Genomic DNA, 19897 nt, shown 5'->3' on the forward strand with positions numbered 1-19897 from the left:
CATGCACACAGGATCCTGCCTTTGCGGCAAGGTCGCCTTCACCATTGACGGAGACCTCAGCCCGCCCAACGCCTGCCATTGCGGGCAGTGCCGCAGGCAGTCGGGGCATCTGTGGGCGTCGACCGTGACGCATCAGGACAATCTCAGCTTTACCGCCAGCGACACGCTGGGCTGGTATCGCGCCTCGGACGCGGCCCGGCGCGGCTTTTGCAGCGCCTGCGGCTCGTTCCTCTTCTGGCAGCACAATGATGAGGACACGATCGCGATTTCGGTGGGATCTTTGGACGAGCCCACCGGTTTGAAACTCGCCCGGCACATCTTTGTCGCCGACAAGGGCGACTACTACGACATCACAGACGATCTGCCCCAGCGGGCACATTAATTAGGGAACCAAACGCATGAGTGATTTTCCAACCAAGGCCCGTGTGGTCATCATCGGCGGCGGCGTTGTTGGCTGTTCGTCGCTTTATCATCTGGCCAAAAAGGGCTGGACCGACTGTGTTCTGCTGGAAAAGAACGAGCTTACGGCAGGCTCCACATGGCACGCGGCAGGCAACGTGCCGACCTTTTCGACCTCATGGGCGATCATGAACATGCAGCGCTATTCGACCGAGCTGTATTCGCGACTGGCGGACGAGGTCGATTACCCGATGAACTACCACGTCTCGGGCTCGATCCGTCTGGCGCATAGCAAGGAACGGATGCAGGAGTTCGAGCGGGCCCTGTCCATGGGTCTGTATCAAGGTATCCCGATGGAGATGTGGACCCCGGAACAGGCGAAGGAACGGTATCCTTTCCTTGAAACCCACGACCTTGAAGGTGTTCTGTACGACCCGACCGATGGTGATATCGATCCGGCGCAGCTGACGCAGGCGCTGGCCAAGGGCGCGCGCGACATGGGCCAGAAGATCATCCGCTTCTGCCCGGCGACCGGCGTGACTCAGCACGATGACGGCACATGGACGGTACAGACGGAAAAGGGCGATATTGCCTGTGACTATGTGGTCAACGCCGCCGGATATTATGCGCAGCGGGTGGGCGAGATGTTCAAGCCCTTTGGCGGGCGCACCGTGCCTGCGATGGTCATGAGCCACCAGTACCTGCTGACCGACGAAGTGCCCGAGGTTGAGGCGTGGTCGAAGGAACATGGCGGCAAGCTGCCGCTGCTGCGCGACGTGGATATCTCGTACTACCTGCGGCAGGAAAAGAACGGGTTCAACCTTGGGCCTTATGAGCCCAACTGCAAGGGCCACTGGATGACCGAAGACGATCCGATGCCCGAGGATTTCAGCTTCCAGCTTTGGAACGACGATCTGGACCGCATCGAGGACATCGTTACTGACGCGATGGAGCGGGTGCCGCTGATGGCGACCTCGGGCGTCGGGCGGGTGATCAACGGCCCGATTCCCTACGCCCCCGACGGTCTGCCGCTGATCGGCCCGATGCCGGGCGTGAAAAACGCGTTCGAGGCGCACAGCTTTACCTTCGGCATCGCCCAGGGCGGCGGTGCAGGCAAGGTGCTGGCCGAATGGATCGTCGATGGTCACACCGAATGGGACATGTGGGCCGTCGATCCGCGCCGCTACACCGATTACACCGATCAGGATTACTGCAACCAGAAGGGCCTCGAGGTTTATGGCAACGAATACGCCATGCACTTCCCGCACCACGAATGGCCTGCCGCGCGCGACAAGAAACTGTCGCCGGTCCACGCCAAGGTTAAGGAGTTGGGCGGCGTGATGGGTGTCTATAACGGCTGGGAACGGGCCAACTGGTTCGCCAAGCCGGGCGACGATACGTCTGAGGCTGCAACCCACACCTGGGGCCGTTCGGGCCCGTGGGAGCAGCGCATCAGGGAAGAATGCGAGGCGGTGCGCGATCATTGCGGTGTGCTGGACCTGCCGGGTTTCTCGCGCTTCATGCTCAAGGGTGAGGGCGCGGCCGAGGCGTTGCGGGGACTGGTGACAGGTGGCCTGCCCAAGGTTGGCCGCATCAATCTGGTCTATATCTCGGATGACCGGGGCCGCATCCTGACCGAGATGTCTTGCCTGCGCTTGGGCGAGGATGAGTTCGTCATGATCACCGCCGCCACCGCACAATGGCATGACCGCGACATTCTGGTGAACGCCATGCCCGCAGGGGTTTCGGTCGAAGATGTCACCACCACGCGCGACACGCTGATCGTCACCGGCCCGAAATCACGCGAGATCCTGTCGGGGCTGACCGATGCCGATCTGTCCTCTGGCTGGCTGACCCATCAATCCGCGACTGTGGCGGGTCAATCCGCTTACCTGATCCGTGTGTCCTTTGCCGGAGAACTGGGCTGGGAGGTTCATGCCCTGAACGAAGACATGCCTGCGATCTATGACGCGATCCTTGAAGCCGGGGCCAAGCCGTTCGGCATGTATGCCCTGAATTCGTTGCGTATCGAAAAGGGGTACCGCGCGTGGAAGGGCGACCTGTCGAGCGATTACTCGCTGCTCGAAGGGGGCTTGGGCCGTTTCGTCAAGCTGGACAAACCGCAGGATTTCCCCGGCAAGGCCGCGATCCTGAGCGAAAAGCAGCAGGGCGTCGCGAAATCCTTTGTCACTCTGACGGTGGATGCGGGCGATTGCGATGCGCCCTATATGTCCTGCATCTGGCAGGGCGATCAGATCGTGGGCGAGACGACGTCCGGAGCATGGGGCTATCGCGTCGGCAAGTCCATCGCGCTGGGCATGATCAAGGCCGAACTGGCGAACCCGGGAACCGAGCTCGAGGTTGAAATCTACGGTCAAAAATGCCGCGCTGTGGTACAGGAGGATCAGCCGCTTTGGGATCCGACAAACGAGCGGTTGCGCGCATAACGCCCAAAAGGGGATGCCATGAGCACACGATACGCCAAATTGGGACCCGGTGAGGGTCCCAACTATGACTGGGAAAACGACCACACCTTCGTCAAGGTCTCGGGCGACGACACCGGTGGGGCCTATACGCTCATGGAAGACAATCTGAAGGCCAGCTTTGCGCTTGGCCTTCATCGCCATGACAGCCATGCCGAGACGTTTTATTTTCTGGACGGCGCGGTGGATTTCTATGTCGATGGCGACTGGCACCGCTGCACGGCTGGGACCACGATGCATGTGCCTTCGGGTGTGCCGCATGCCTGCCGGGTTGCGGATAATGCGCCAGCGAAGATGCTGATGATCTTTCAGCCCTCGGGATTCGATGGCTTTCTGGCAGAGCTTGCAACCATGACCGGGGATGATTTTGCGGATGAGGCCAAAATGGCCGAATTGAATGCACGCTACGACATTGTTCCGATGGGCCCCGTGCCGCCCCATCCCGATGATGAGAGATAAGGCAATGACGGTCCCGACCACCATGTCCGGCGTTCACCTGACCCGCCACGGCGGCCCCGAAGCGCTGGACTGGCGCGAGGATATTCCGGTGCCGGAACCGGGGCCCGGTCAGGTGCTGGTCCGGGTGGCGGCCGCCGGGGTCAACAACACCGATATCAACACGCGGGTCGGCTGGTATTCCTCGGACGTGACCGGGGCTACCGATGCGGTCGACCAAAAGGTCGAGGCCGGGGGCTGGGGCGGGGCCCTGCACTTCCCGCGCATTCAGGGCGGCGATCTGTGCGGCATCGTCGAGGTAGCTGGCCCCGAGACCGGGTTCTGGCCCGGTCAGCGCGTGACCTGCCCGATCAACCTGCCGCGCCCGCGCCCCGGCAACCCGTTCGGGTTCATAGCACTTGGCTCCGAGATCGACGGGGCGTTTGCCCAATACTGTCTGGTTCAGGCGGATGACCTGTATGACGTGACAGCCTCACCGCTGTCAGACATCGAAATCGCCGCCATTCCCTGCGCATTCGGCACCGCCGAGAACCTGCTGACGCGCGCAGGTGTCACCGCCGGGCATAAGGTGCTGATTACCGGAGCCTCGGGCGGCGTTGGTCTGGCCGCGGTTCAGCTGGCCCGTTTGCGGGGGGCCTCGGTCTGGGGGGTGACGGGGGCGTCAAAGGCGGATGTGGTGAAAGAACAGGGCGCCGTTGCCACGTTCGACCGGGGCGCGCCGCTGCCGCAGGATATGTTCGATGTGGTCATCGATGTGGTCGGCGGGCCGGTCTGGCCCGACCTGATCCTCGCGCTGAAACCGGGCGGAGCTTACGCCGTGTCGGGCGCGATTGCCGGGCCAATCGTTCAGGCCGATCTGCGTGACATCTACCTGCGCGACATCACCATCCACGGCTGCACCCATCAGGCCCCCGAAGTGTTTGGCCGTCTGGTCGAGTTGATCAATCAGGGGCGGATAAAGCCCCTGGTTTCAAAGACCTATCCGCTGCGCGAGATCGCGCAGGCGCAGGACGACTTTCAATCCAAGCTGTTGCCGGGCAAGCTTGTCCTGATCCCGTGAGAAAGAGGTAACATGGCAGATATCACGCTTCTGGACGGCTCAATCGGGCAGGAACTGGTTAAGCTTAGTGGGAAAACCCCGACGCCGCTCTGGTCGACGCGGGTGATGATCGACCATCCCGAACTGGTCGCTCAGGTGCATGCCGAATATTTCCGCCGGGGCGCGATGATTGCCACCACCAACACCTATGCCGTCCACCGCTCGCGCCTTGTGCGCGCCGGAATGGAAGAGCAGCTTGGGGCCCTGATCGACGCCGCCCTGACCCAGGCGCAGGCCGCGCGGCAAGGCACGTCGGGCCGGATCGCAGGATCGCTTGGGCCGTTGCTTGCCACCTACCGCCCCGATCTTGAGCCCGATCCGGCGGATGCGGCGCAAAAATACGCCGAACTGGTCAATCTGATGACGGATCGCGTGGACTTGTTTCTGATCGAAACCGTATCCTCGGTGCTCGAGGCCGAAGGGACCCTGCGTGGCACTGAACGAGCAGACAAACCGGTCTGGCTGGCCTTGTCGGTGATGGATGATGACGGCACGCGGCTGCGGTCGGGCGAACCGCTGGGCGATATCGCCCCCTTGGTGGCGCAGTACCGGCCCGACGCCCTGCTGATCAACTGCTCGCGCCCCGAGGCGATACCGGCCGCGTTGCAGATTCTGTCACAGGTGGGGTTGCCGTTCGGGGCGTATGCCAATGGTTTCACCCATATCGCCGACGGATTCCTGAAAGACGCGCCCACGGTGGACGCACTGGACCGACGGATCGACCTTGACCCGGCGGCCTATGCCGAGCATGCAATGCGTTGGGTTGCACAAGGGGCGACGATCGTTGGCGGATGCTGTGAAATCGGACCGGATCATATCGGGGCGCTGGCCGGGGCGCTTCGGTCTGCCGGGCATCGGATTGTCTGAGGGGTGGTGATGAACCCAAAGCCAAAGCCGAACGTATCCGAACTCCCCGTCCGGCATTTCGACATTCTGGTCGCGCCGGGGTTTGTTCTGCTGGAGCTTGCGTCTCTGGTCGAAGTGCTGCGCGTGGCCAACCGGGTGTGCCCGACCCCCCCGTTCAGCTTCACCTACCGGTCGCTGCGCGGCGGCCCGGTGGCCAGCAGCAGCGAGGCGACGGTTTCGACTCAGGCCATCCTGCCCCAACCCAAGGCCGATTACCTGTTCGTCATCGGCAACTCGGACCCCGATCAGCCCGACCTGTCGCTGGGCCGTATCGTGTCGGATTACACCTATCGCGGCGCGCAGGTGTTTTTGCTGGCCGAAGCCGCCAGCCGGTATATCGACGAACAGGGCACCGCCGATCTGGCGACGCATTGGGAAAATGCCTCGTTCCTGCGCGAACGCGGCGCGCGGTTCGAGGCCAAGCTGTCGATTGCCACCGAACGCGGCGCGGTCGTGACCTGTGCCGGGATGGAGGCGACGACGGATGTTGCGCTGGCGGTGATCGGGCGGCATGTGTCCGGCCCCGCCAAGATGACCGTCGCCGATATCCTGCTGCACGAAAACATCCGCGATTTTTCCTCGATGCAGCCGTTCTCGGGCGTGAAAACCACAGCCACCGGCGACGCCAAGCTGGATCAGTGCATCAAGCTGATGCAGGCGAATATCGAAGACCCGCTGCCGATCCGGCAGATCGTGGACGCGTTGCATCTGTCGAACCGGTCCCTGGAGCGCAAGTTCAAGACGTTTTTCGAAACCACACCCAACGGGTTCTATCGCGAGATGCGTCTGGCCAAGGCGAATAACCTGCTGCTCAACACCACGATGAGCGTGCGGGAAATCGGGCTGGCCTGCGGATTTCCGAACGGGTTTTCGTCGATCTACAAAAGCTTTTTCGGCGTCACGCCGTTTGTCATGCGGCGCGGCAAGCGTCAGCCATCGCAGGGATGATTTTTGCGCATTCTCTGACGTTTTTGGTGGATATATTGTCGATCTTCCGTGCCATTCAAAGGAAAACCTGAACTAACGGAGACATCAGGATGGTCGATATTCCTACCAAGGCCCGCGTGGTCATCATCGGCGGCGGTGTCATCGGGTGCTCGGTCGCCTATCACCTGACCAAAAAGGGCTGGAGCGACGTTGTGCTGCTGGAGCGCAAGCAGCTGACCAGTGGCACCACCTGGCATGCGGCGGGGCTGATCGCGCAGCTGCGCGCCACCAAGAACATGACCAAACTGGCGAAATACAGTCAGGAGCTTTATGGCTCGCTCGAGGAAGAAACCGGTGTCGCCACCGGGTTCAAGCGCTGCGGTTCGATCACTGTGGCGCTGACCGAGGAGCGCAAGGAAGAAATCTATCGCCAGGCCGCCATGGCCCGCGCTTTCGGCGTTGAGGTCGAGGAGATTTCGAACGAGCGTGTGCAGGAGCTGTATCCGCATATCAATCTAGACGGGATCAAGGGGGCTGTCTACCTGCCGCTTGACGGTCAGGGCGACCCGGCCAACATCGCGCTGGCGCTGGCCAAGGGCGCCCGTCAGCGCGGCGCGCTGATCAAGGAACGCACCAAGGTCACCGCTATCGCCAAAGAGGGCCGCTTTGTCACCGGTGTCGACTGGGAATCCGATGACGGATCGGCCTCGGGGCATATCGAATGTGACATGGTGGTGAACTGTGGCGGCATGTGGGGCCACGAGGTCGGCAAGATGGCGGGCGTCAGCGTACCGCTGCAGGCCTGCGAGCATTTTTACATCGTGACCGAAAACATCGATGGCATGACGCAACTGCCGGTGCTGCGGGTGCCGGATGAATATGCCTATTACAAGGAAGACGCGGGCAAGATCCTTTTGGGGGCCTTTGAGCCGGTTGCCAAACCATGGGCCAATGACGGCATTCCGAAGGATTTCGAGTTCGACCAGCTGCCGGAAGATTTCGACCATTTCGAACCCATTCTTGAAATGGCGGTCGAGCGGGTGCCCCTGCTGGCCGAGGCGGGGATTCACACTTTCTTCAACGGCCCCGAAAGCTTTACGCCCGATGATGCCTATCACCTGGGCCTTGCGCCCGAGCTGAACAACTTCTGGGTCGCGGCGGGTTTCAACTCGATCGGTATTCAGTCCGCCGGTGGCGCGGGCATGGCGCTGGCCGAGTGGATGGATACGGGCGACAAGCCTTTTGATCTGGGTGATGTGGATATCGGCCGGATGCAACCGTTCCAGGGCAACAAGAAATACCTGTATGAGCGGGCAACCGAGACGCTGGGTCTGCTCTACAAGGATCACTTCCCTTTCAAGCAGAAGGAATCGGCCCGTGGCATCCGCCGGTCTCCGTTCCACTATCACCTCAAGGAACGCGGCGCCGTTTTTGGGGAGTTTTCGGGGTGGGAACGCGCGAACTGGTTCGCCCGCGAAAATCAGGAAGCGGAGTATCAGTATAGCTGGAAGCGCCAGAATTTCTTCGACAACGTGCGTGAAGAGCATATGGCGATCCGCCAGAATGTCGGCATGTACGACATGTCCTCCTTCGGCAAGCTGCGGGTCGAAGGGCCGGATGCGACCAAGTACCTGAACTACATCGCAGGTGGCCAGTATGACGTGCCGCATGGCAAGATCGTCTATTCGCAGTTCCTGAACCGCAATGGCGGGATCGAGGCTGACGTCACCATCACCCGCATCTCGACCAACACCTATCTGGTCGTGACCCCGGCGGCGACCCGCTATCACGATCAGGTCTGGATGGAGCGTCACAAGGGCGATTTCAACGTCTCGATCACCGATATCACCGCTGCCGAGGCGACTTTGGCCGTGATGGGCCCACGGTCGCGGGCGCTGCTGCAGGCGGTGTCACCCAACGATTTCTCAAATGACGTGAACCCCTTTGGTACGGCGCAGGAGATCGAGATCGGCATGGGTCTGGCCCGCGTGCACCGCGTGACCTATGTGGGCGAACTGGGGTGGGAGGTCTACATCTCATCGGACATGGCCGGGCATGTGTTTGAAACGCTCTATGAGGCGGGTCAGGGCATGGGTCTGAAACTGTGCGGCATGCACATGATGGACACCTGCCGGATCGAAAAAGGGTTCCGCCACTTCGGTCACGATATCACCTGCGAGGATCATGTGATCGATGCCGGATTGGGTTTCGCCGTAAAGACCGACAAGCCCGATTTCATCGGCCGGGATGCAGTCCTGCGGCGCAAGGAAACGGGCCCGCTTTCGCGTATGCTCCAGTTCAGACTGACGGATCCCGAACCCCTTCTGTATCACAACGAACCCATTTTGCGGGATGGTGAGATTGTGGGCTACCTGACATCGGGCGCGTATGGGTACCATCTGGGTGGTGCCGTGGGCCTGGGGTATGTACCGTGCGAGGGCGAAAAGGCAGCCGACGTTCTGGCCTCGAGCTACGAGATCGATGTCTGTGGCGTGAAGGTCAAGGCCGAGGCATCGTTGAAGCCGATTTACGACCCCAAATCCGAACGGGTGAAAGCCTGATCGGGGCACAGAACGGGGGCTCTGCCCCCGCCGCCCGTTCCGGGCGACTCCCCCGGGATACTTTGGGACAGATGAAGGAAGGATCCCCTGTTCATCTGTCTTGAAATATCCCGGAGCGCGAGGCAGAGCCTCGCTTATAGTCAGGTCGCCACATGCGGGACATATCAGAATTCCTGATGGCCCGCTTCACAGTTTACATGGTTCCCAAGCTACCCTGATCTGCCCTAAACAGGCGTGGTATCAACCGGAGACCGCTTGTGGCCGACGCCCCTGTCCCACCCAACAACGCCGACACGCCAAAAGGGCTGGCGCTGGCCGTGACGGCCTATGTCCTTTGGGGGTTTCTGCCGCTTTATTTGAAAGCAATGGCGCATATCGGGCCGGTCGAGGTTGTGGCGCACCGCATCATCTGGTCGGTGCCGGTGGCAGGTCTTCTTCTGGTGGCGCTTGGGCGAACGCGCGACATTCGCGCGGGGCTGGGCAATCCGAAAATGCTGGCGATGGGCGCTTTGACGGCGGCTCTGATTTCGGTGAACTGGGCGATTTACGTCTGGGCGATTTCCTCGGGGCATGCGCTGGATGCAGCACTTGGGTATTACATCAACCCTCTGTTCAGTATTGCGCTGGGTGCCATCCTGCTGCGCGAGCCGCTGAACCGGACTCAGCTGCTGGCCGTTGGACTGGCCGCGCTGGGGGTTCTTGTTCTGGTGCTCGAGGCCGGTAAGCTGCCCTGGGCGGCGTTGGGGCTGATGGTCAGTTGGGGGTTTTACGCCTTTTTCAAACGTTCGCTTCCAATCGGACCCAATCAGGGGTTTCTGCTTGAGGTTCTGATCCTGCTGATCCCGGCGCTGGCCTATGTGACTTGGCTGGGAGCGCAGGGAACGGGGCATTTCGGGGCGGCCGCGAGTGACACCATGCTGCTGGCAGGGGCGGGGATCGTGACGGCGGTGCCGCTGCTGGTCTATGCAAACGGGGCCAAACTGGTGCGGCTGTCGACGATGGGCATCCTTCAATACATCGCGCCGACGATGATCTTCATCACCGCCGTCGCCGTCTTTGGCGAACAGATCGACCGGGGCCGGATGATTGCCTTCCCGCTGATCTGGGCCGCTTTGGTGGTCTATTCGATCCCGATGATCCGGCAGGCGCGGGCTCAGGCCTGATGCAGCAGGCGGGCCGCTTCCCTGGCCCAGATCGCATAAGTTTTCGGGCTGGGGTGATAGCCATCCGGTGCGGCCAGGGCGGGATCGTCGGGCAAGTCCAACGTCAGGTGGCGGGCTTGCGCGTAACGCGCGGCGACCTGTTGCAAACCCTGATCCAGACGCGCGGCTTGCCGTCCCAATACCCAGGCCAGAGGCTGGGGGAGGGCAGGGAAGCGGCTCATTTGCGGAACGGCTGTCAGGACCACCCGGCGCGCGCCCAATCTGCCGGTGAGCAGGTCCATCAGGCGGGTTTGCCGCGCGATGAACCTGTTGCGGGTCACGCAGCGCGTCACATCGTTCACGCCAAGCGCCGTCACCACCGCATCATACGGGCCGTCCAGAGCCTCTAACCGGTTCAGAACGTCCAGCGTGGTGTGACCGGTTGTGGCCTCCAGCCGCCATTCGACCGAATAGTGGCGGCCCAGTTGCGTGACCAGATGGCCCGACAGGGCCTGCGCCTGCGTGCCCGCGCCAACCCCTGCCGCCGAGCTGTCGCCGGTGATCAGCAGGCGCAGGCGCGGACCCCGGCCCGAGCGCCCCTGACGCGGGCCCAAAGGCTCGGGCAGCATCTGCGCTTTGCGGCGCACGGACAGGCCCTGGGCCGCAAGCACGGGCAGCAGCGGTACCCTGAGAATCTGGTCGGCGGCAATCGGTCCGGGCATGATCAACTCAGCGCGTCTTTGTATTCCAGAAAGCGGGGATCTTTCATCACCCGGGCCATCATCGCCTCGCGCAGGGCACCAACGGTCTTGTAGGGGCGCATCACCACTTCGAAGGTCTGCACAAGGCCATCGTCGTTCAGGGTGATCAGGTCGACGCCAATCGCATCCAGATCGCCGACCTTGCACTGAAACTCCAGAGCCCAGTCGCTGCCACCGCCCATGATGCGGCGATAGCGGAAATCTGAGAAGACCTGCGCCACATGGCCCAGCACCGCCGCCACCGGCGCGCGGCCTGTCCAGGTGCTGTAATAGGTCGGCGGCAGGAACCGGACATCCTCGGCCAGAAGCGCGTGGATTAGGGTTTCATCGCCCTTGGCGACCACCTCTTGCAGGCGTTTGATTGTTGTGTGCATGTCCTCTTCCTTTTTCGTGCTGCAAGAGTTGCCGATGGCCGCCGCGCAGACAAGGACGACGTTGCGGGAAGGCGCGCGCTGCGATAGGCACCCCGCATGACCGAGACCTATGACCCCCCGACAACGCCGCTGGACGTGTTGCACGAAGATGCGCAGCTGATCGTGGTCAACAAGCCCTCGGGCCTGTTGTCGGTGCCGGGGCGGGGTGAGCATCTGGCCGATTGCCTGCTGACCCGCGTGCAGGCGAGCTTTCCACAGGCGCTGCTGGTGCACCGGCTGGATCGCGACACATCGGGGATCATGGTGTTTGCCCAGACACCCCATGCGCAGCGGCATCTGGGCCTGCAGTTCGAAAAGCGCCAGACCCGGAAAACATATGTTGCCCGCGTCTGGGGCACGGTCGCGCTCAAGACCGGGACCGTGGACCTGCCGCTGACCGTGGACTGGCCCAATCGACCGCGCCAGATGGTGTGCCATGACACCGGTAAACCTGCCGTTACAGACTGGCGCGTCGTGAAGCATGAGGGGGACACCACGCGTTTACGCCTGTTTCCCAAAACCGGCCGGTCGCATCAATTGCGGGTCCACATGCAGGCGCTGGGGCATCCCATTTTGGGCGATCCGTTCTACGCCACCGGGCCCGCGCTGGAGTTCCCCCGGCTGATGCTGCATTCCGAGGAACTGCGCCTGAAACATCCCGAAGGTGGCGTTGCGATGAAGTTCCGCGCCTCTGCCGAATTCTGACCCTTTGGCGGGTATTTGCCGATCTCACCGCATTGTTGCTTGAGACTGTCGCGGCGCAGCGTGATATACTGAGCCAAACGAACCAAACCCGGCAAACGGGTACAGGAGCAGAAGGTGACATCATGATGATTTCCAAGTTTTTTCTGGCCACCGGGCTGTGCTCGGCCATGGCTCTGACCGCATGTACCGATCCCGGTACGCTGAGCGTGCCGAGCGATCCCAACCAGAACACCAAGCAGGGCGCGATCCTGGGTGGTCTTGTGGGGGCCGGTGTCGGCGCCATCGCAAATGGCTCTGATCCCTTGCTGGGGGCGCTGGCCGGTGGGGCCATCGGCGCGGCGGGCGGCGGCCTGATCGGCAATCAACTGGACAAACAGGCGGCGGAACTGCGCCAGCAACTGGCCAATGACGGTATCACCATCGTCAATGCGGGGGATCGGCTGATCGTCACCGTGCCCAATGACATCACCTTTGACACCGACAGCGCCACCGTGCGTCCGGCACTGCGGTCCGATCTGGTGAAGGTGGGGCAGAATCTGGTGAACTACCCCAATTCGAACGTGCAGATCATCGGCCATACCGACAGTGATGGCGATGCGTCTTACAATCAGGGCCTGTCCGTCCGCCGCGCCGATGCGGTGGCTGATATCCTGCAGGCAAACGGTGTCAGCTATAACCGCATCTCGACCATCGGTCAGGGCGAGAACAACCCCGTAGCCTCGAACCTGACGCCCGAGGGCAAGGCGCAGAACCGTCGGGTCGAGATCATCGTGGTGCCCAGCGGCAACGCCTGATCCTGCACCGCAACCGGGTGCTCTGCGCAAGGGCTGTGCATCAAACGGGGTTTGGTTCCGGCCTTTCCCGGTTTAACTATGGGGAAACACTGAATCGGAGTTTCCCCTGATGTCCAAACCGGTCCTGCTTGGCCTGTCCGGGTCATTGCGCCAGAACGCCACCAACCGCAAACTTCTGCGCGAAGCCGCGCGGCTGTTTGAACCGGCCAGCTTTATCGAAGCGGATCTGAACCTGCCGCTCTATGACGGGGATGTCGAAGAGGGTGAGGGCATCCCCGCCGCCGTTCTGACGCTGGCCGAACAGATCGCGCAGGCCGATGCGGTGATCATTTCCACGCCGGAATACAACAAGGGGCCTTCGGGGGTTCTGAAAAACGCGCTGGACTGGGTCAGCCGGACCGAAGGCAACCCGTGGGCGGACAAGCCCGTTGCCGTGATGTCCGCCGCCGCAGGCCGCGCCGGGGGCGAACGGGCGCAGATGATATTGCGGGCCTATATGGTGCCGTTCCAGCCGCGTATCCTGCAGGGGCCCGAGATTCATCTGGCCAGCAGCTCGGATGAGTTTGACGAGCAAGGAAGGCTGCTCAGCCATCGCTACGAAAAAGCGCTGCACAAGCTGATGGAGAAACTGCGGGACATGAGCATAAACTGCCCCAATGCCTCGTGACGTGCAGACCGATGTGATGGACCCGGCGCGGGCGGCTGCGCTGCAAGCGGCGCTGGGCCGGGACGGGGCGATCACCGACGGGTCTGCACTGCCGCCCTTCTTTCACCACCTGTATTTCTGGACGGCCCGTGCGCCGGATCAATTGGGCCGCGATGGCCACCCCCGCGTCGGCGACGCCCTGATCCCCGATATGGGCCTGCCCCGCCGGATGTGGGCTGGTGGTCGGCTGGAGTTTCACGCCCCGTTGATCGCAGGGGTTCCGGCTGAACGGCGATCCGCGCTGGACAGCCAAAGCACAAAGGTCGGGCGGTCGGGCCCGCTGGGCTTTGTCACCCTGCGGCACGAGGTCTGGCAGGCGGGCACCCTGTGCCTGACCGAATGGCAGGACCTTGTGTATCGTGACGACCCGTCGGAGAAAGCGGTCAGCCCGACCCCTCCGGTCGCCAGAACGGACGAAACGGAGCGGCGAGAGGTCCGCTTCGACACCACCCTGCTGTTCCGCTATTCCGCGCTCACGTTCAACGGGCACCGGATTCACTACGATCTGGATTATGCCCGCAACGTTGAAGGCTATGACGGGCTGGTCGTGCATGGGCCATTGCTGGCGCAGCTTCTGATGCTGTTTGCCGAGGACCTGGCGGGTCCCCTGACGTCGTTTTCTTTCCGCGCCACCGCGCCGCTGATGCACTTTGAGGGCGCAGAGCTGTGCAGAGACGGGACAGATATGTGGGTTCGCGGCCCTGATGGCCGACAATGCATGCAGGCTGTGGCCGTGTCAGAGTGACGCTTCGGGCCGGAAACCCTCGGGGATCGTATCGCGGTTTTCAAGGATCAGATCGGCCATGACCTCGGCCACTTTCGGGGCCATGCCAAAGCCGATCTTGAACCCGCCATTGGCGATGAACTGGCCTTGGTGCAGAGGATGCGCGCCCAACATCGGCGCGCGGCTTTTGCTGCGGGGGCGGACGCCTGCCCAACGCTCGATCACCTCGGCCCCGTGCAGAACCGGAACCGCGCGGGTGGCGCGGTCCAGAACATCGTTTAGCGCGGCGTCGGTGCTGGTTGGGTCGTCATAATCCCGCTCGGAGGTCGAGCCGATGGCCAGCGTTCCGTCCGCATGCGGCACGATATGGATCGCGTCGGCAAAAAGCTGTGGCACGTGACCCGCGTCAAAGCGCAGCAAGGCCGCCTGTCCTTTGACACCGTTGCCGACGGTTTTGCCAAAGGCGGCGTTGAGTTCCAGCAACCCGGCCAGCCCGGTGGCGTGGACAACGCGCCCCGCGTCGGGCGCTTCGGGAACAACCGCAACGCCCATCACCGACAAGGCCGCAACCAGCGCGGCGCAGGCGCGCCGTGGGTGCATGCGCGCGGTCAGGGTGTCGTGAATGACATAGCCCGTCGGGCTGGGCGGGCACCACGCGCCAGCCTCGGACGTTTCAATCACCCGCCACTCGGCCCGCCCCTGCCAATGATCGCGCGCCGTCTGCTGCCGCTGCCGCGCCAGATCCAGCCCGCGCTGGTCCGGGATCGGCTGGATACGGCCCAGACGCCCATAGCCTGCGGACACGCCGCCCGTCGCCTCGACCTGTGTCCAGAACGGTTCGGCCATGATCAGGCTGTCGAACTGAAACGCTTTCTTGGCGTTCCAGTTTTCCGGCACATGCGGGGCCAATGCGCCGACCAGACCGCCGCTTGATCCTGCGCCGGGGCCAAAGGGGTCGACGACCTGCACAGCCGCGCCGGCCTTTGCACAGGTCCAGGCGATGGACAGGCCGAAAATCCCCGCGCCGCGCACCGTCACATCGACCATTGCCAATCCCCTTTTCCTTGTTCAGTGTCGCGCCGCCTAGCTACAGGATTCCCCGATGGCAGACCAGCGCGCCAAACTGACCTGGACCGAGGATCGGATTCCGGTCTCGGACCGGTTCGACGATCCTTATTACTCGTTGCAAAACGGGCTGGAAGAGACCCGCCATGTGTTTCTGGCAGGCAACGACCTGCCCGCGCGCTTTGCCCCGGGGTTTCACATCGCCGAACTGGGTTTTGGCACCGGGCTGAACATGCTGACCGTCTGGTCCGAATGGGAGAAATCCGGCCAGACCGGGCCGCTGCAGTTCACCAGTTTCGAAGCCTTCCCGATGGAGGCCGAGGATATAGACCGCGCGCTGGCGGCTTTTACGGACCTGAAACCCTGGGCGGATCGTTTCCTTGCCCATTGGACCGGGCAAAGCTGCGATCTGGATACGCTGTCCTTAAGGGTCATTCAGGGGGACGCCCGCGAGACCTTGCCCACATGGGATGGCGCAGCGGATGCGTGGTTTCTGGATGGGTTCTCGCCCGCCAAGAACCCGGAACTCTGGGGCGCAGACCTGATGCGGCAGGTGGCGGATCACACCGTTCCGAGCGGCACCGCTGCGACCTATACCGCCGCAGGCTTCGTGCGGCGTGGCCTGCAAGAGGCCGGGTTCACCGTTACCCGCGCGCCCGGCTACGGCCGCAAACGCCACATGACGCGGGCGGTCAAGGCATGACGCAGCAGAACAATGTGCGGGCGGGCATCGCGCTCATGATCGGCGCGACGATTGTGTTCGCGATGCAGGACGGCATCTCGCGCCATCTGGCGGGGACTTATAATACCTATATGGTGGTGATGGTCCGCTACTGGTTTTTCGCGGCCTTCGTCATCGCCTTGGCCGCCCGCGCGCCCGGAGGGCTAAAGGCCGCAGCCCAGACCAGCCAGTTGGGTGTTCAGGTATTCCGAGGGGTGCTTCTGGCGGCTGAGATCTGCGTTGCCGTTTTCGGCTTCACCATCCTTGGCCTGATCGACAGTCTGGCGGTGTTCATCTGTTACCCGCTGATGATCGCCGCGCTCAGCGGGCCGATGCTGGGCGAGAAAGTCGGCTGGCGGCGCTGGGTCGCCATCGGTGCCGGATGCGTGGGCGTTCTGATTATCCTGCAGCCGGGGGCCGGGGTCTTTAACCCATGGGCGATCATTCCGCTGGTCTCTGCGTTGATGTTTGCCGTCTACGGGCTGCTGACCAGATATGTTGCCCGTCAGGACAGCGCGGCCACCAGTTTCTTCTGGACGGGCATTGCCGGGGCGGTGGCAATGACGCTGGTCGGCATGTGGTTCTGGGAACCGATGGCGCGCACGGACTGGTTCTGGATGGGGCTGCTTTGCGTGTGCGGCGTTCTAGGCCACTGGCTGCTGATCAAATGCTACGAGATGGCCGAGGCCAGCGCGGTGCAGCCCTTTGCCTATTTCCACCTGGTCTGGAGCGCGATTCTGGGCATCTCGGTCTTCGGTGAAACACTGCGCCCCGAGGTCGTCGCAGGCGCAGCCCTGGTCGTGAGCGCGGGCCTCTTCACCCTATGGCGCGAACGCCGCCAGCGTTGAGCCTGTCAACTCCTGCGAGAACGGGATCGGCAGGGCGGGCTGCCCCAGCCGGGCGCGATAGACTGGCAGGCTTTCGGCCACCCGCATCACATAGTTGCGGGTTTCGCTGAACGGGATGGTTTCGATCCAGTCCACCATATCCACCTGACCGGCGCGCGGGTCGCCAAAGCGCTGCATCCACGAGATCGGGCGTCGGGGACCGGCATTATACCCGGCGGCCATCATCACGATATTGCCGTTGAAATCCGCCGCCAGCCCGGACAGGTAATTCGCCCCCAGCTTGGCATTGTATTTCCAGTCCGAGGTCAGCCGGAGCGTTTTGTGCCCGCCGAGGATGCCCAGTTCCTGCGCGACCAGCTTGGCGGTGGCCGGCATCACCTGCATCAGCCCGCGCGCGCCTGCGCCGCTGATCACAACCGGATCGAACTCGCTTTCACGGCGGGCGATGGCCAGCGTCATTTCCTTGGCCATCGGCAGGCCCATATCGGCCACCGGATGCACCGGGTAATAGGCGGCGGGCAGCACCGTTCCGGTCGTTGCCGCGCGTTTGGCAATCATCACCGCCAGATGCGGCTCTTTCAGCTCGATCACCAGATCGCCCAGCTGCGTCGCCTGCACCGGGTCAAGGCTTTCTACCAGATGGGTCAGAAACCGCTCGGCCAGATTGTCCTCACCGGCTTTCAGCAACAGCAACCCGGCTTCCAGCACGCTGGAGGCGGCAAACTCGGCCTCTTTCCAATGCGGTGCCCGGCGCGGGCTGGCCAGTTCGCTGTCAAAGGGCCGCCCGATCTGTTCTGCCGCCAGCAGGCCATAGAATGAGGTCTGGTAATCCGCGCCCATTGCATAGGCCTCATACGCCTTGTCGGCATCGCCATGTGCGGCATAGGCCCGGCCCAGCCAATAACCGCCGCGCCCCTTGGAAATGGGCGACTGCACTGCGGTCGAGAAATTCTGGAAATGCCGGATCGCCGTGGCCGGATCATCCAGCTTGCGCAGGGCAAGGAACCCGGCCAGCCATTCCAGATCGGCATAGCCATAGCCCATTTCCGGCGTCATGTGATGGTTCGCCGCGATGGCATAGGCACGGTTTGCATCGCCCTGACGCATCGCCAGCCGCGCCAGCCTGCGCCGCCCTTCGGCCCATTTATCCGGCTCACCCAGCGCATCCGGGCCGGTTGACCGGGCCAGCATCAGATCGATGGCGCTGTCATCAAGTTCCTTCTTGTCGCGCCAGACAAAGCGGTCAAAGGCCAGCCCCGGCGCATCCGCAAGCGCTTTCGGCACGGCCGAGATTTTCCCGTCCACCCCCGGTTCGCGTTTTTGCAGGGCAATCCGCGCCTCGGCCAGTTTGCGCTGGTCGGCGCTGACCAAGGGCAACATGCGTCCGGCGCTGACCAGATGGCCGTCCCACAGCATCCGGTCCAGCCGCGCCGCGTGATGCGGTTTCAGCACCTTGGCGAAGTTCTCGATGTAATCCTTCTGCAGCCCCGACCCCATCGGCATGGTGCGCCAGGCGGTCACGATATCGGCCTCGGCCTCGCCATGCTGGCCCTTGGCCATCAGCGCAACCGCATGGTTCAGCGCTCCTTCTGCCGTCTGCGGCGGCTGATCGGCGTAGAATGTCAAAGTCCGGTCAGGATCGGCACCGGTGAAGGAGGGCTCACTTTTGCGGCGCAGCCAGGCCAGACCGGGCCAGTCCGGGCGCCGTTCCAGAAACACCAGCACATCGCCGGAACTGCCAAACCCTTCGCGCAGCCAGTGCCAGACGATGACGTCGCGCGACACCGACCCGCGCGCGCCCGACACCTGCAGCGCCTCGTTCCAGTCGCCCTTACGCATTTCGGCCAGCCCGGCCCGCAAATCGCCCGCCGCATCGGCAGATGCCCGCTGCACCGAAAGCGCCAAACACAGAATCACCGCCATCGCAGCAGCCAGAACGCGTGTCATCCCTTGCATTTCCCAACCAACCGAGGATACAGCCATGCAGGATAATGCGTGCGCTGCCGGGATCAACTCACAAACCTTCAAACGAGGCGGACCGGGGCGCGAATACCACAAACTGCACCTGAAGGAGCGTGTCATGTTCAAAGGCTCGATGCCAGCCCTCGTCACCCCGTTCAATAACGGCGAGTTGGACCTGGATACGCTCAAACACCTGGTGGAATGGCAGGTACAGGAAGGCTCGACCGGGTTGGTGCCGGTGGGCACGACCGGCGAAAGCCCGACACTGAGCCATGAAGAGCATGAAACGGTTGTGGCAGAGGTCGTGAAGGCCGCCGCTGGCCGGGTTCCGGTCATTGCCGGCGCAGGGTCGAACAACACGGTCGAGGCCATCCGCTTCGTCCAGTTCGCCAAAGCCGTCGGCGCGGATGCGGCCCTTGTCGTGACGCCCTATTACAACAAGCCGACGCAGAAGGGCCTGCTGGCCCATTTCCGCGCCCTGCACGACTGCGCCGAGATTCCGATCATCATCTACAACATCCCGGGCCGTTCGATCATCGACATGACGCCCGAAACGATGGGAGAGCTGTCGCAACTGCCGCGCATCGTCGGCGTCAAGGACGCAACCGGCGATCTGGCGCGGGTCAGCCAGCAGCGCGCGGCCTGCGGGGAAGAGTTCTGCCAACTGTCCGGTGAGGACGCCACCGCGCTGGGCTTCAACGCTCATGGCGGGGTTGGCTGTATCTCGGTCACGGCCAATGTCGCGCCCAAGCTCTGCGCCGAATTCCAGCAGGCAACGCTGGCTGGCGACTATGCCAAAGCGCTGGCCTATCAGGACCGGCTGATGCCGCTGCACGAGGCGATCTTCATCGAACCCGGACTGGTGGGCGCAAAATACGCGCTCAGCAAACTGGGCCGCTGCAGCACCGAGGTCCGCTCGCCGCTGACGCCGCTCGAGGACAGCACCAAAGCCACCATCGACGCCGCCATGGCGCATGCGGGCCTGCTGTAAGCCGCGGCCCCAAACCGGATCCGTTCTTCATCTGGCCGAAAATATCCCGGGGGAGGAATTGGCCTGAAAGGCCAAGGAGGGGGCTGGCCCCCTCCCCTTACCGTTTGCCGTAGTACAGCCCGACGACATGTTCCGCCTGCGCAAAGAACAACCAGCGTGAGATCACGACGCCGGTCAGATGCGACAGCACGGCCAGCAGCGCAAAGACATGCTTGATCGCAACACCTGCGACCG

The 19897-nt window shown here is 62.9% G+C and carries 19 protein-coding genes and 1 pseudogene; 15 read left to right on the forward strand and 5 right to left on the reverse strand.

Annotation, left to right across the window (positions count from 1 at the left end; all coding sequences use genetic code 11):
* Window position 1 precedes the first annotated feature (1 nt).
* From ACR0K1_RS17835 to rarD, 8 genes are all read left to right on the forward strand, one after another.
* Entirely contained in the window at window positions 2-382 is a 381-nt protein-coding gene (locus tag ACR0K1_RS17835) for a GFA family protein (RefSeq protein ID WP_480615750.1), read from the forward strand.
* Window positions 383-398: 16 nt separating this feature from the next.
* Window positions 399-2846, forward strand: coding sequence for a GcvT family protein (locus tag ACR0K1_RS17840; protein ID WP_480615752.1), 2448 nt, complete (start codon window positions 399-401; stop codon window positions 2844-2846).
* 18 nt (window positions 2847-2864) lie between these two features.
* Complete coding sequence (locus ACR0K1_RS17845; protein WP_480615754.1) at window positions 2865-3341, forward strand: cupin domain-containing protein; 477 nt, start codon at window positions 2865-2867, stop codon at window positions 3339-3341.
* Window positions 3331-4398: an alcohol dehydrogenase family protein gene (locus ACR0K1_RS17850; protein WP_480851388.1), complete on the forward strand. Its 1068-nt coding sequence runs from the start codon at window positions 3331-3333 to the stop codon at window positions 4396-4398. The genes ACR0K1_RS17845 and ACR0K1_RS17850 overlap by 11 nt, the downstream gene beginning before the upstream one ends.
* 12 nt (window positions 4399-4410) lie before the next feature.
* Entirely contained in the window at window positions 4411-5304 is an 894-nt protein-coding gene (locus ACR0K1_RS17855; RefSeq protein WP_480851389.1) for a homocysteine S-methyltransferase family protein, read from the forward strand.
* 9 nt (window positions 5305-5313) lie between these two features.
* Window positions 5314-6291, forward strand: a complete 978-nt coding sequence (locus ACR0K1_RS17860) for a GlxA family transcriptional regulator (RefSeq protein WP_480615760.1) — start codon at window positions 5314-5316, stop codon at window positions 6289-6291.
* Between the two features lie 89 nt (window positions 6292-6380).
* Window positions 6381-8831, forward strand: a complete 2451-nt coding sequence (locus ACR0K1_RS17865; RefSeq protein ID WP_480851390.1) for a GcvT family protein — start codon at window positions 6381-6383, stop codon at window positions 8829-8831.
* 257 nt (window positions 8832-9088) lie between these two features.
* Window positions 9089-9994, forward strand: coding sequence for an EamA family transporter RarD (gene rarD, locus ACR0K1_RS17870; RefSeq protein ID WP_480615764.1), 906 nt, complete (start codon window positions 9089-9091; stop codon window positions 9992-9994).
* Here rarD and ACR0K1_RS17875 read toward each other — a convergent pair.
* On the reverse strand, window positions 9985-10695 hold the full coding sequence (locus tag ACR0K1_RS17875; RefSeq protein WP_480615766.1) for an SGNH/GDSL hydrolase family protein: 711 nt from the start codon (window positions 10693-10695) through the stop codon (window positions 9985-9987). The genes rarD and ACR0K1_RS17875 overlap by 10 nt on opposite strands.
* A 2-nt stretch (window positions 10696-10697) precedes the next feature.
* Window positions 10698-11108 (reverse strand): nuclear transport factor 2 family protein, encoded by a 411-nt coding sequence (locus tag ACR0K1_RS17880; RefSeq protein ID WP_480615768.1) that lies wholly within the window; start codon window positions 11106-11108, stop codon window positions 10698-10700.
* 96 nt (window positions 11109-11204) lie between these two features.
* Between ACR0K1_RS17880 and ACR0K1_RS17885 the strand changes: the two genes are divergently transcribed.
* From ACR0K1_RS17885 to ACR0K1_RS17900, 4 genes are all read left to right on the forward strand, one after another.
* Window positions 11205-11852: an RluA family pseudouridine synthase gene (locus ACR0K1_RS17885; RefSeq protein ID WP_480615770.1), complete on the forward strand. Its 648-nt coding sequence runs from the start codon at window positions 11205-11207 to the stop codon at window positions 11850-11852.
* A 122-nt stretch (window positions 11853-11974) separates the two neighbouring features.
* Complete coding sequence (locus ACR0K1_RS17890; protein WP_480615772.1) at window positions 11975-12646, forward strand: YiaD family glycine zipper/OmpA-like lipoprotein; 672 nt, start codon at window positions 11975-11977, stop codon at window positions 12644-12646.
* Window positions 12647-12755: 109 nt separating this feature from the next.
* Window positions 12756-13313 carry an NADPH-dependent FMN reductase gene (locus ACR0K1_RS17895; RefSeq protein ID WP_480615774.1) on the forward strand — a complete coding sequence of 186 codons (558 nt, stop codon included), beginning with the start codon at window positions 12756-12758 and terminating at the stop codon, window positions 13311-13313.
* The gene (locus tag ACR0K1_RS17900) at window positions 13303-14097 is read left to right on the forward strand and encodes an HTD2 family dehydratase (protein WP_480851391.1); all 795 of its coding nucleotides are present in this window, start codon (window positions 13303-13305) and stop codon (window positions 14095-14097) included. Before ACR0K1_RS17895 ends, ACR0K1_RS17900 begins: the two co-directional genes overlap by 11 nt.
* Here the strand turns inward: ACR0K1_RS17900 and ACR0K1_RS17905 are convergent.
* Window positions 14089-15123 (reverse strand): NAD(P)/FAD-dependent oxidoreductase, encoded by a 1035-nt coding sequence (locus ACR0K1_RS17905; RefSeq protein ID WP_480851392.1) that lies wholly within the window; start codon window positions 15121-15123, stop codon window positions 14089-14091. The two genes, ACR0K1_RS17900 and ACR0K1_RS17905, sit on opposite strands and share 9 nt — an antisense overlap.
* 55 nt (window positions 15124-15178) lie before the next feature.
* Here ACR0K1_RS17905 and mnmC2 point away from each other — a divergent pair, with 55 nt between their 5' ends.
* A complete protein-coding gene (gene mnmC2, locus ACR0K1_RS17910; protein ID WP_480851393.1) occupies window positions 15179-15844 on the forward strand; it encodes a tRNA (5-methylaminomethyl-2-thiouridine)(34)-methyltransferase MnmC2 in 666 nt (221 codons plus the stop codon).
* Window positions 15841-16710, forward strand: a complete 870-nt coding sequence (locus ACR0K1_RS17915; protein WP_480615782.1) for a DMT family transporter — start codon at window positions 15841-15843, stop codon at window positions 16708-16710. The genes mnmC2 and ACR0K1_RS17915 overlap by 4 nt, the downstream gene beginning before the upstream one ends.
* Here ACR0K1_RS17915 and ACR0K1_RS17920 read toward each other — a convergent pair.
* The gene (locus ACR0K1_RS17920) at window positions 16684-18657 is read right to left on the reverse strand and encodes a lytic transglycosylase domain-containing protein (protein WP_480615784.1); all 1974 of its coding nucleotides are present in this window, start codon (window positions 18655-18657) and stop codon (window positions 16684-16686) included. The genes ACR0K1_RS17915 and ACR0K1_RS17920 overlap by 27 nt on opposite strands.
* 133 nt (window positions 18658-18790) lie before the next feature.
* Between ACR0K1_RS17920 and dapA the strand changes: the two genes are divergently transcribed.
* A complete protein-coding gene (dapA, locus tag ACR0K1_RS17925; protein WP_480615789.1) occupies window positions 18791-19663 on the forward strand; it encodes a 4-hydroxy-tetrahydrodipicolinate synthase in 873 nt (290 codons plus the stop codon).
* 97 nt (window positions 19664-19760) lie between these two features.
* On the opposite strand, the pseudogene ACR0K1_RS17930 reads toward dapA, so the two are convergent.
* A pseudogene (locus ACR0K1_RS17930) lies at window positions 19761-19897 on the reverse strand (dibenzothiophene desulfurase); the annotation flags it as partial.

The sequence above is a fragment of the Ruegeria sp. F5 genome (genome assembly GCF_056533845.1).

Bases quoted from the DNA above. Each gene is read 5' to 3' on its own strand.
- ACR0K1_RS17860 (WP_480615760.1), top strand. From the start codon at position 5,314: ATGAACCCAAAGCCAAAGCCGAACGTATCCGAACTCCCCGTCCGGCAT.
- ACR0K1_RS17915 (WP_480615782.1), top strand. From the start codon at position 15,841: ATGACGCAGCAGAACAATGTGCGGGCGGGCATCGCGCTCATGATCGGC.
- dapA (WP_480615789.1), top strand. From the start codon at position 18,791: ATGTTCAAAGGCTCGATGCCAGCCCTCGTCACCCCGTTCAATAACGGC.
- ACR0K1_RS17850 (WP_480851388.1), top strand. From the start codon at position 3,331: ATGAGAGATAAGGCAATGACGGTCCCGACCACCATGTCCGGCGTTCAC.
- ACR0K1_RS17920 (WP_480615784.1), bottom strand. From the start codon at position 18,657: ATGACACGCGTTCTGGCTGCTGCGATGGCGGTGATTCTGTGTTTGGCG.
- ACR0K1_RS17845 (WP_480615754.1), top strand. From the start codon at position 2,865: ATGAGCACACGATACGCCAAATTGGGACCCGGTGAGGGTCCCAACTAT.
- ACR0K1_RS17880 (WP_480615768.1), bottom strand. From the start codon at position 11,108: ATGCACACAACAATCAAACGCCTGCAAGAGGTGGTCGCCAAGGGCGAT.
- ACR0K1_RS17890 (WP_480615772.1), top strand. From the start codon at position 11,975: ATGATGATTTCCAAGTTTTTTCTGGCCACCGGGCTGTGCTCGGCCATG.
- ACR0K1_RS17835 (WP_480615750.1), top strand. From the start codon at position 2: ATGCACACAGGATCCTGCCTTTGCGGCAAGGTCGCCTTCACCATTGAC.
- ACR0K1_RS17865 (WP_480851390.1), top strand. From the start codon at position 6,381: ATGGTCGATATTCCTACCAAGGCCCGCGTGGTCATCATCGGCGGCGGT.
- mnmC2 (WP_480851393.1), top strand. From the start codon at position 15,179: ATGGCAGACCAGCGCGCCAAACTGACCTGGACCGAGGATCGGATTCCG.
- ACR0K1_RS17895 (WP_480615774.1), top strand. From the start codon at position 12,756: ATGTCCAAACCGGTCCTGCTTGGCCTGTCCGGGTCATTGCGCCAGAAC.
- ACR0K1_RS17905 (WP_480851392.1), bottom strand. From the start codon at position 15,123: ATGGTCGATGTGACGGTGCGCGGCGCGGGGATTTTCGGCCTGTCCATC.
- ACR0K1_RS17900 (WP_480851391.1), top strand. From the start codon at position 13,303: ATGCCTCGTGACGTGCAGACCGATGTGATGGACCCGGCGCGGGCGGCT.
- ACR0K1_RS17855 (WP_480851389.1), top strand. From the start codon at position 4,411: ATGGCAGATATCACGCTTCTGGACGGCTCAATCGGGCAGGAACTGGTT.
- ACR0K1_RS17875 (WP_480615766.1), bottom strand. From the start codon at position 10,695: ATGCCCGGACCGATTGCCGCCGACCAGATTCTCAGGGTACCGCTGCTG.
- ACR0K1_RS17840 (WP_480615752.1), top strand. From the start codon at position 399: ATGAGTGATTTTCCAACCAAGGCCCGTGTGGTCATCATCGGCGGCGGC.
- ACR0K1_RS17885 (WP_480615770.1), top strand. From the start codon at position 11,205: ATGACCGAGACCTATGACCCCCCGACAACGCCGCTGGACGTGTTGCAC.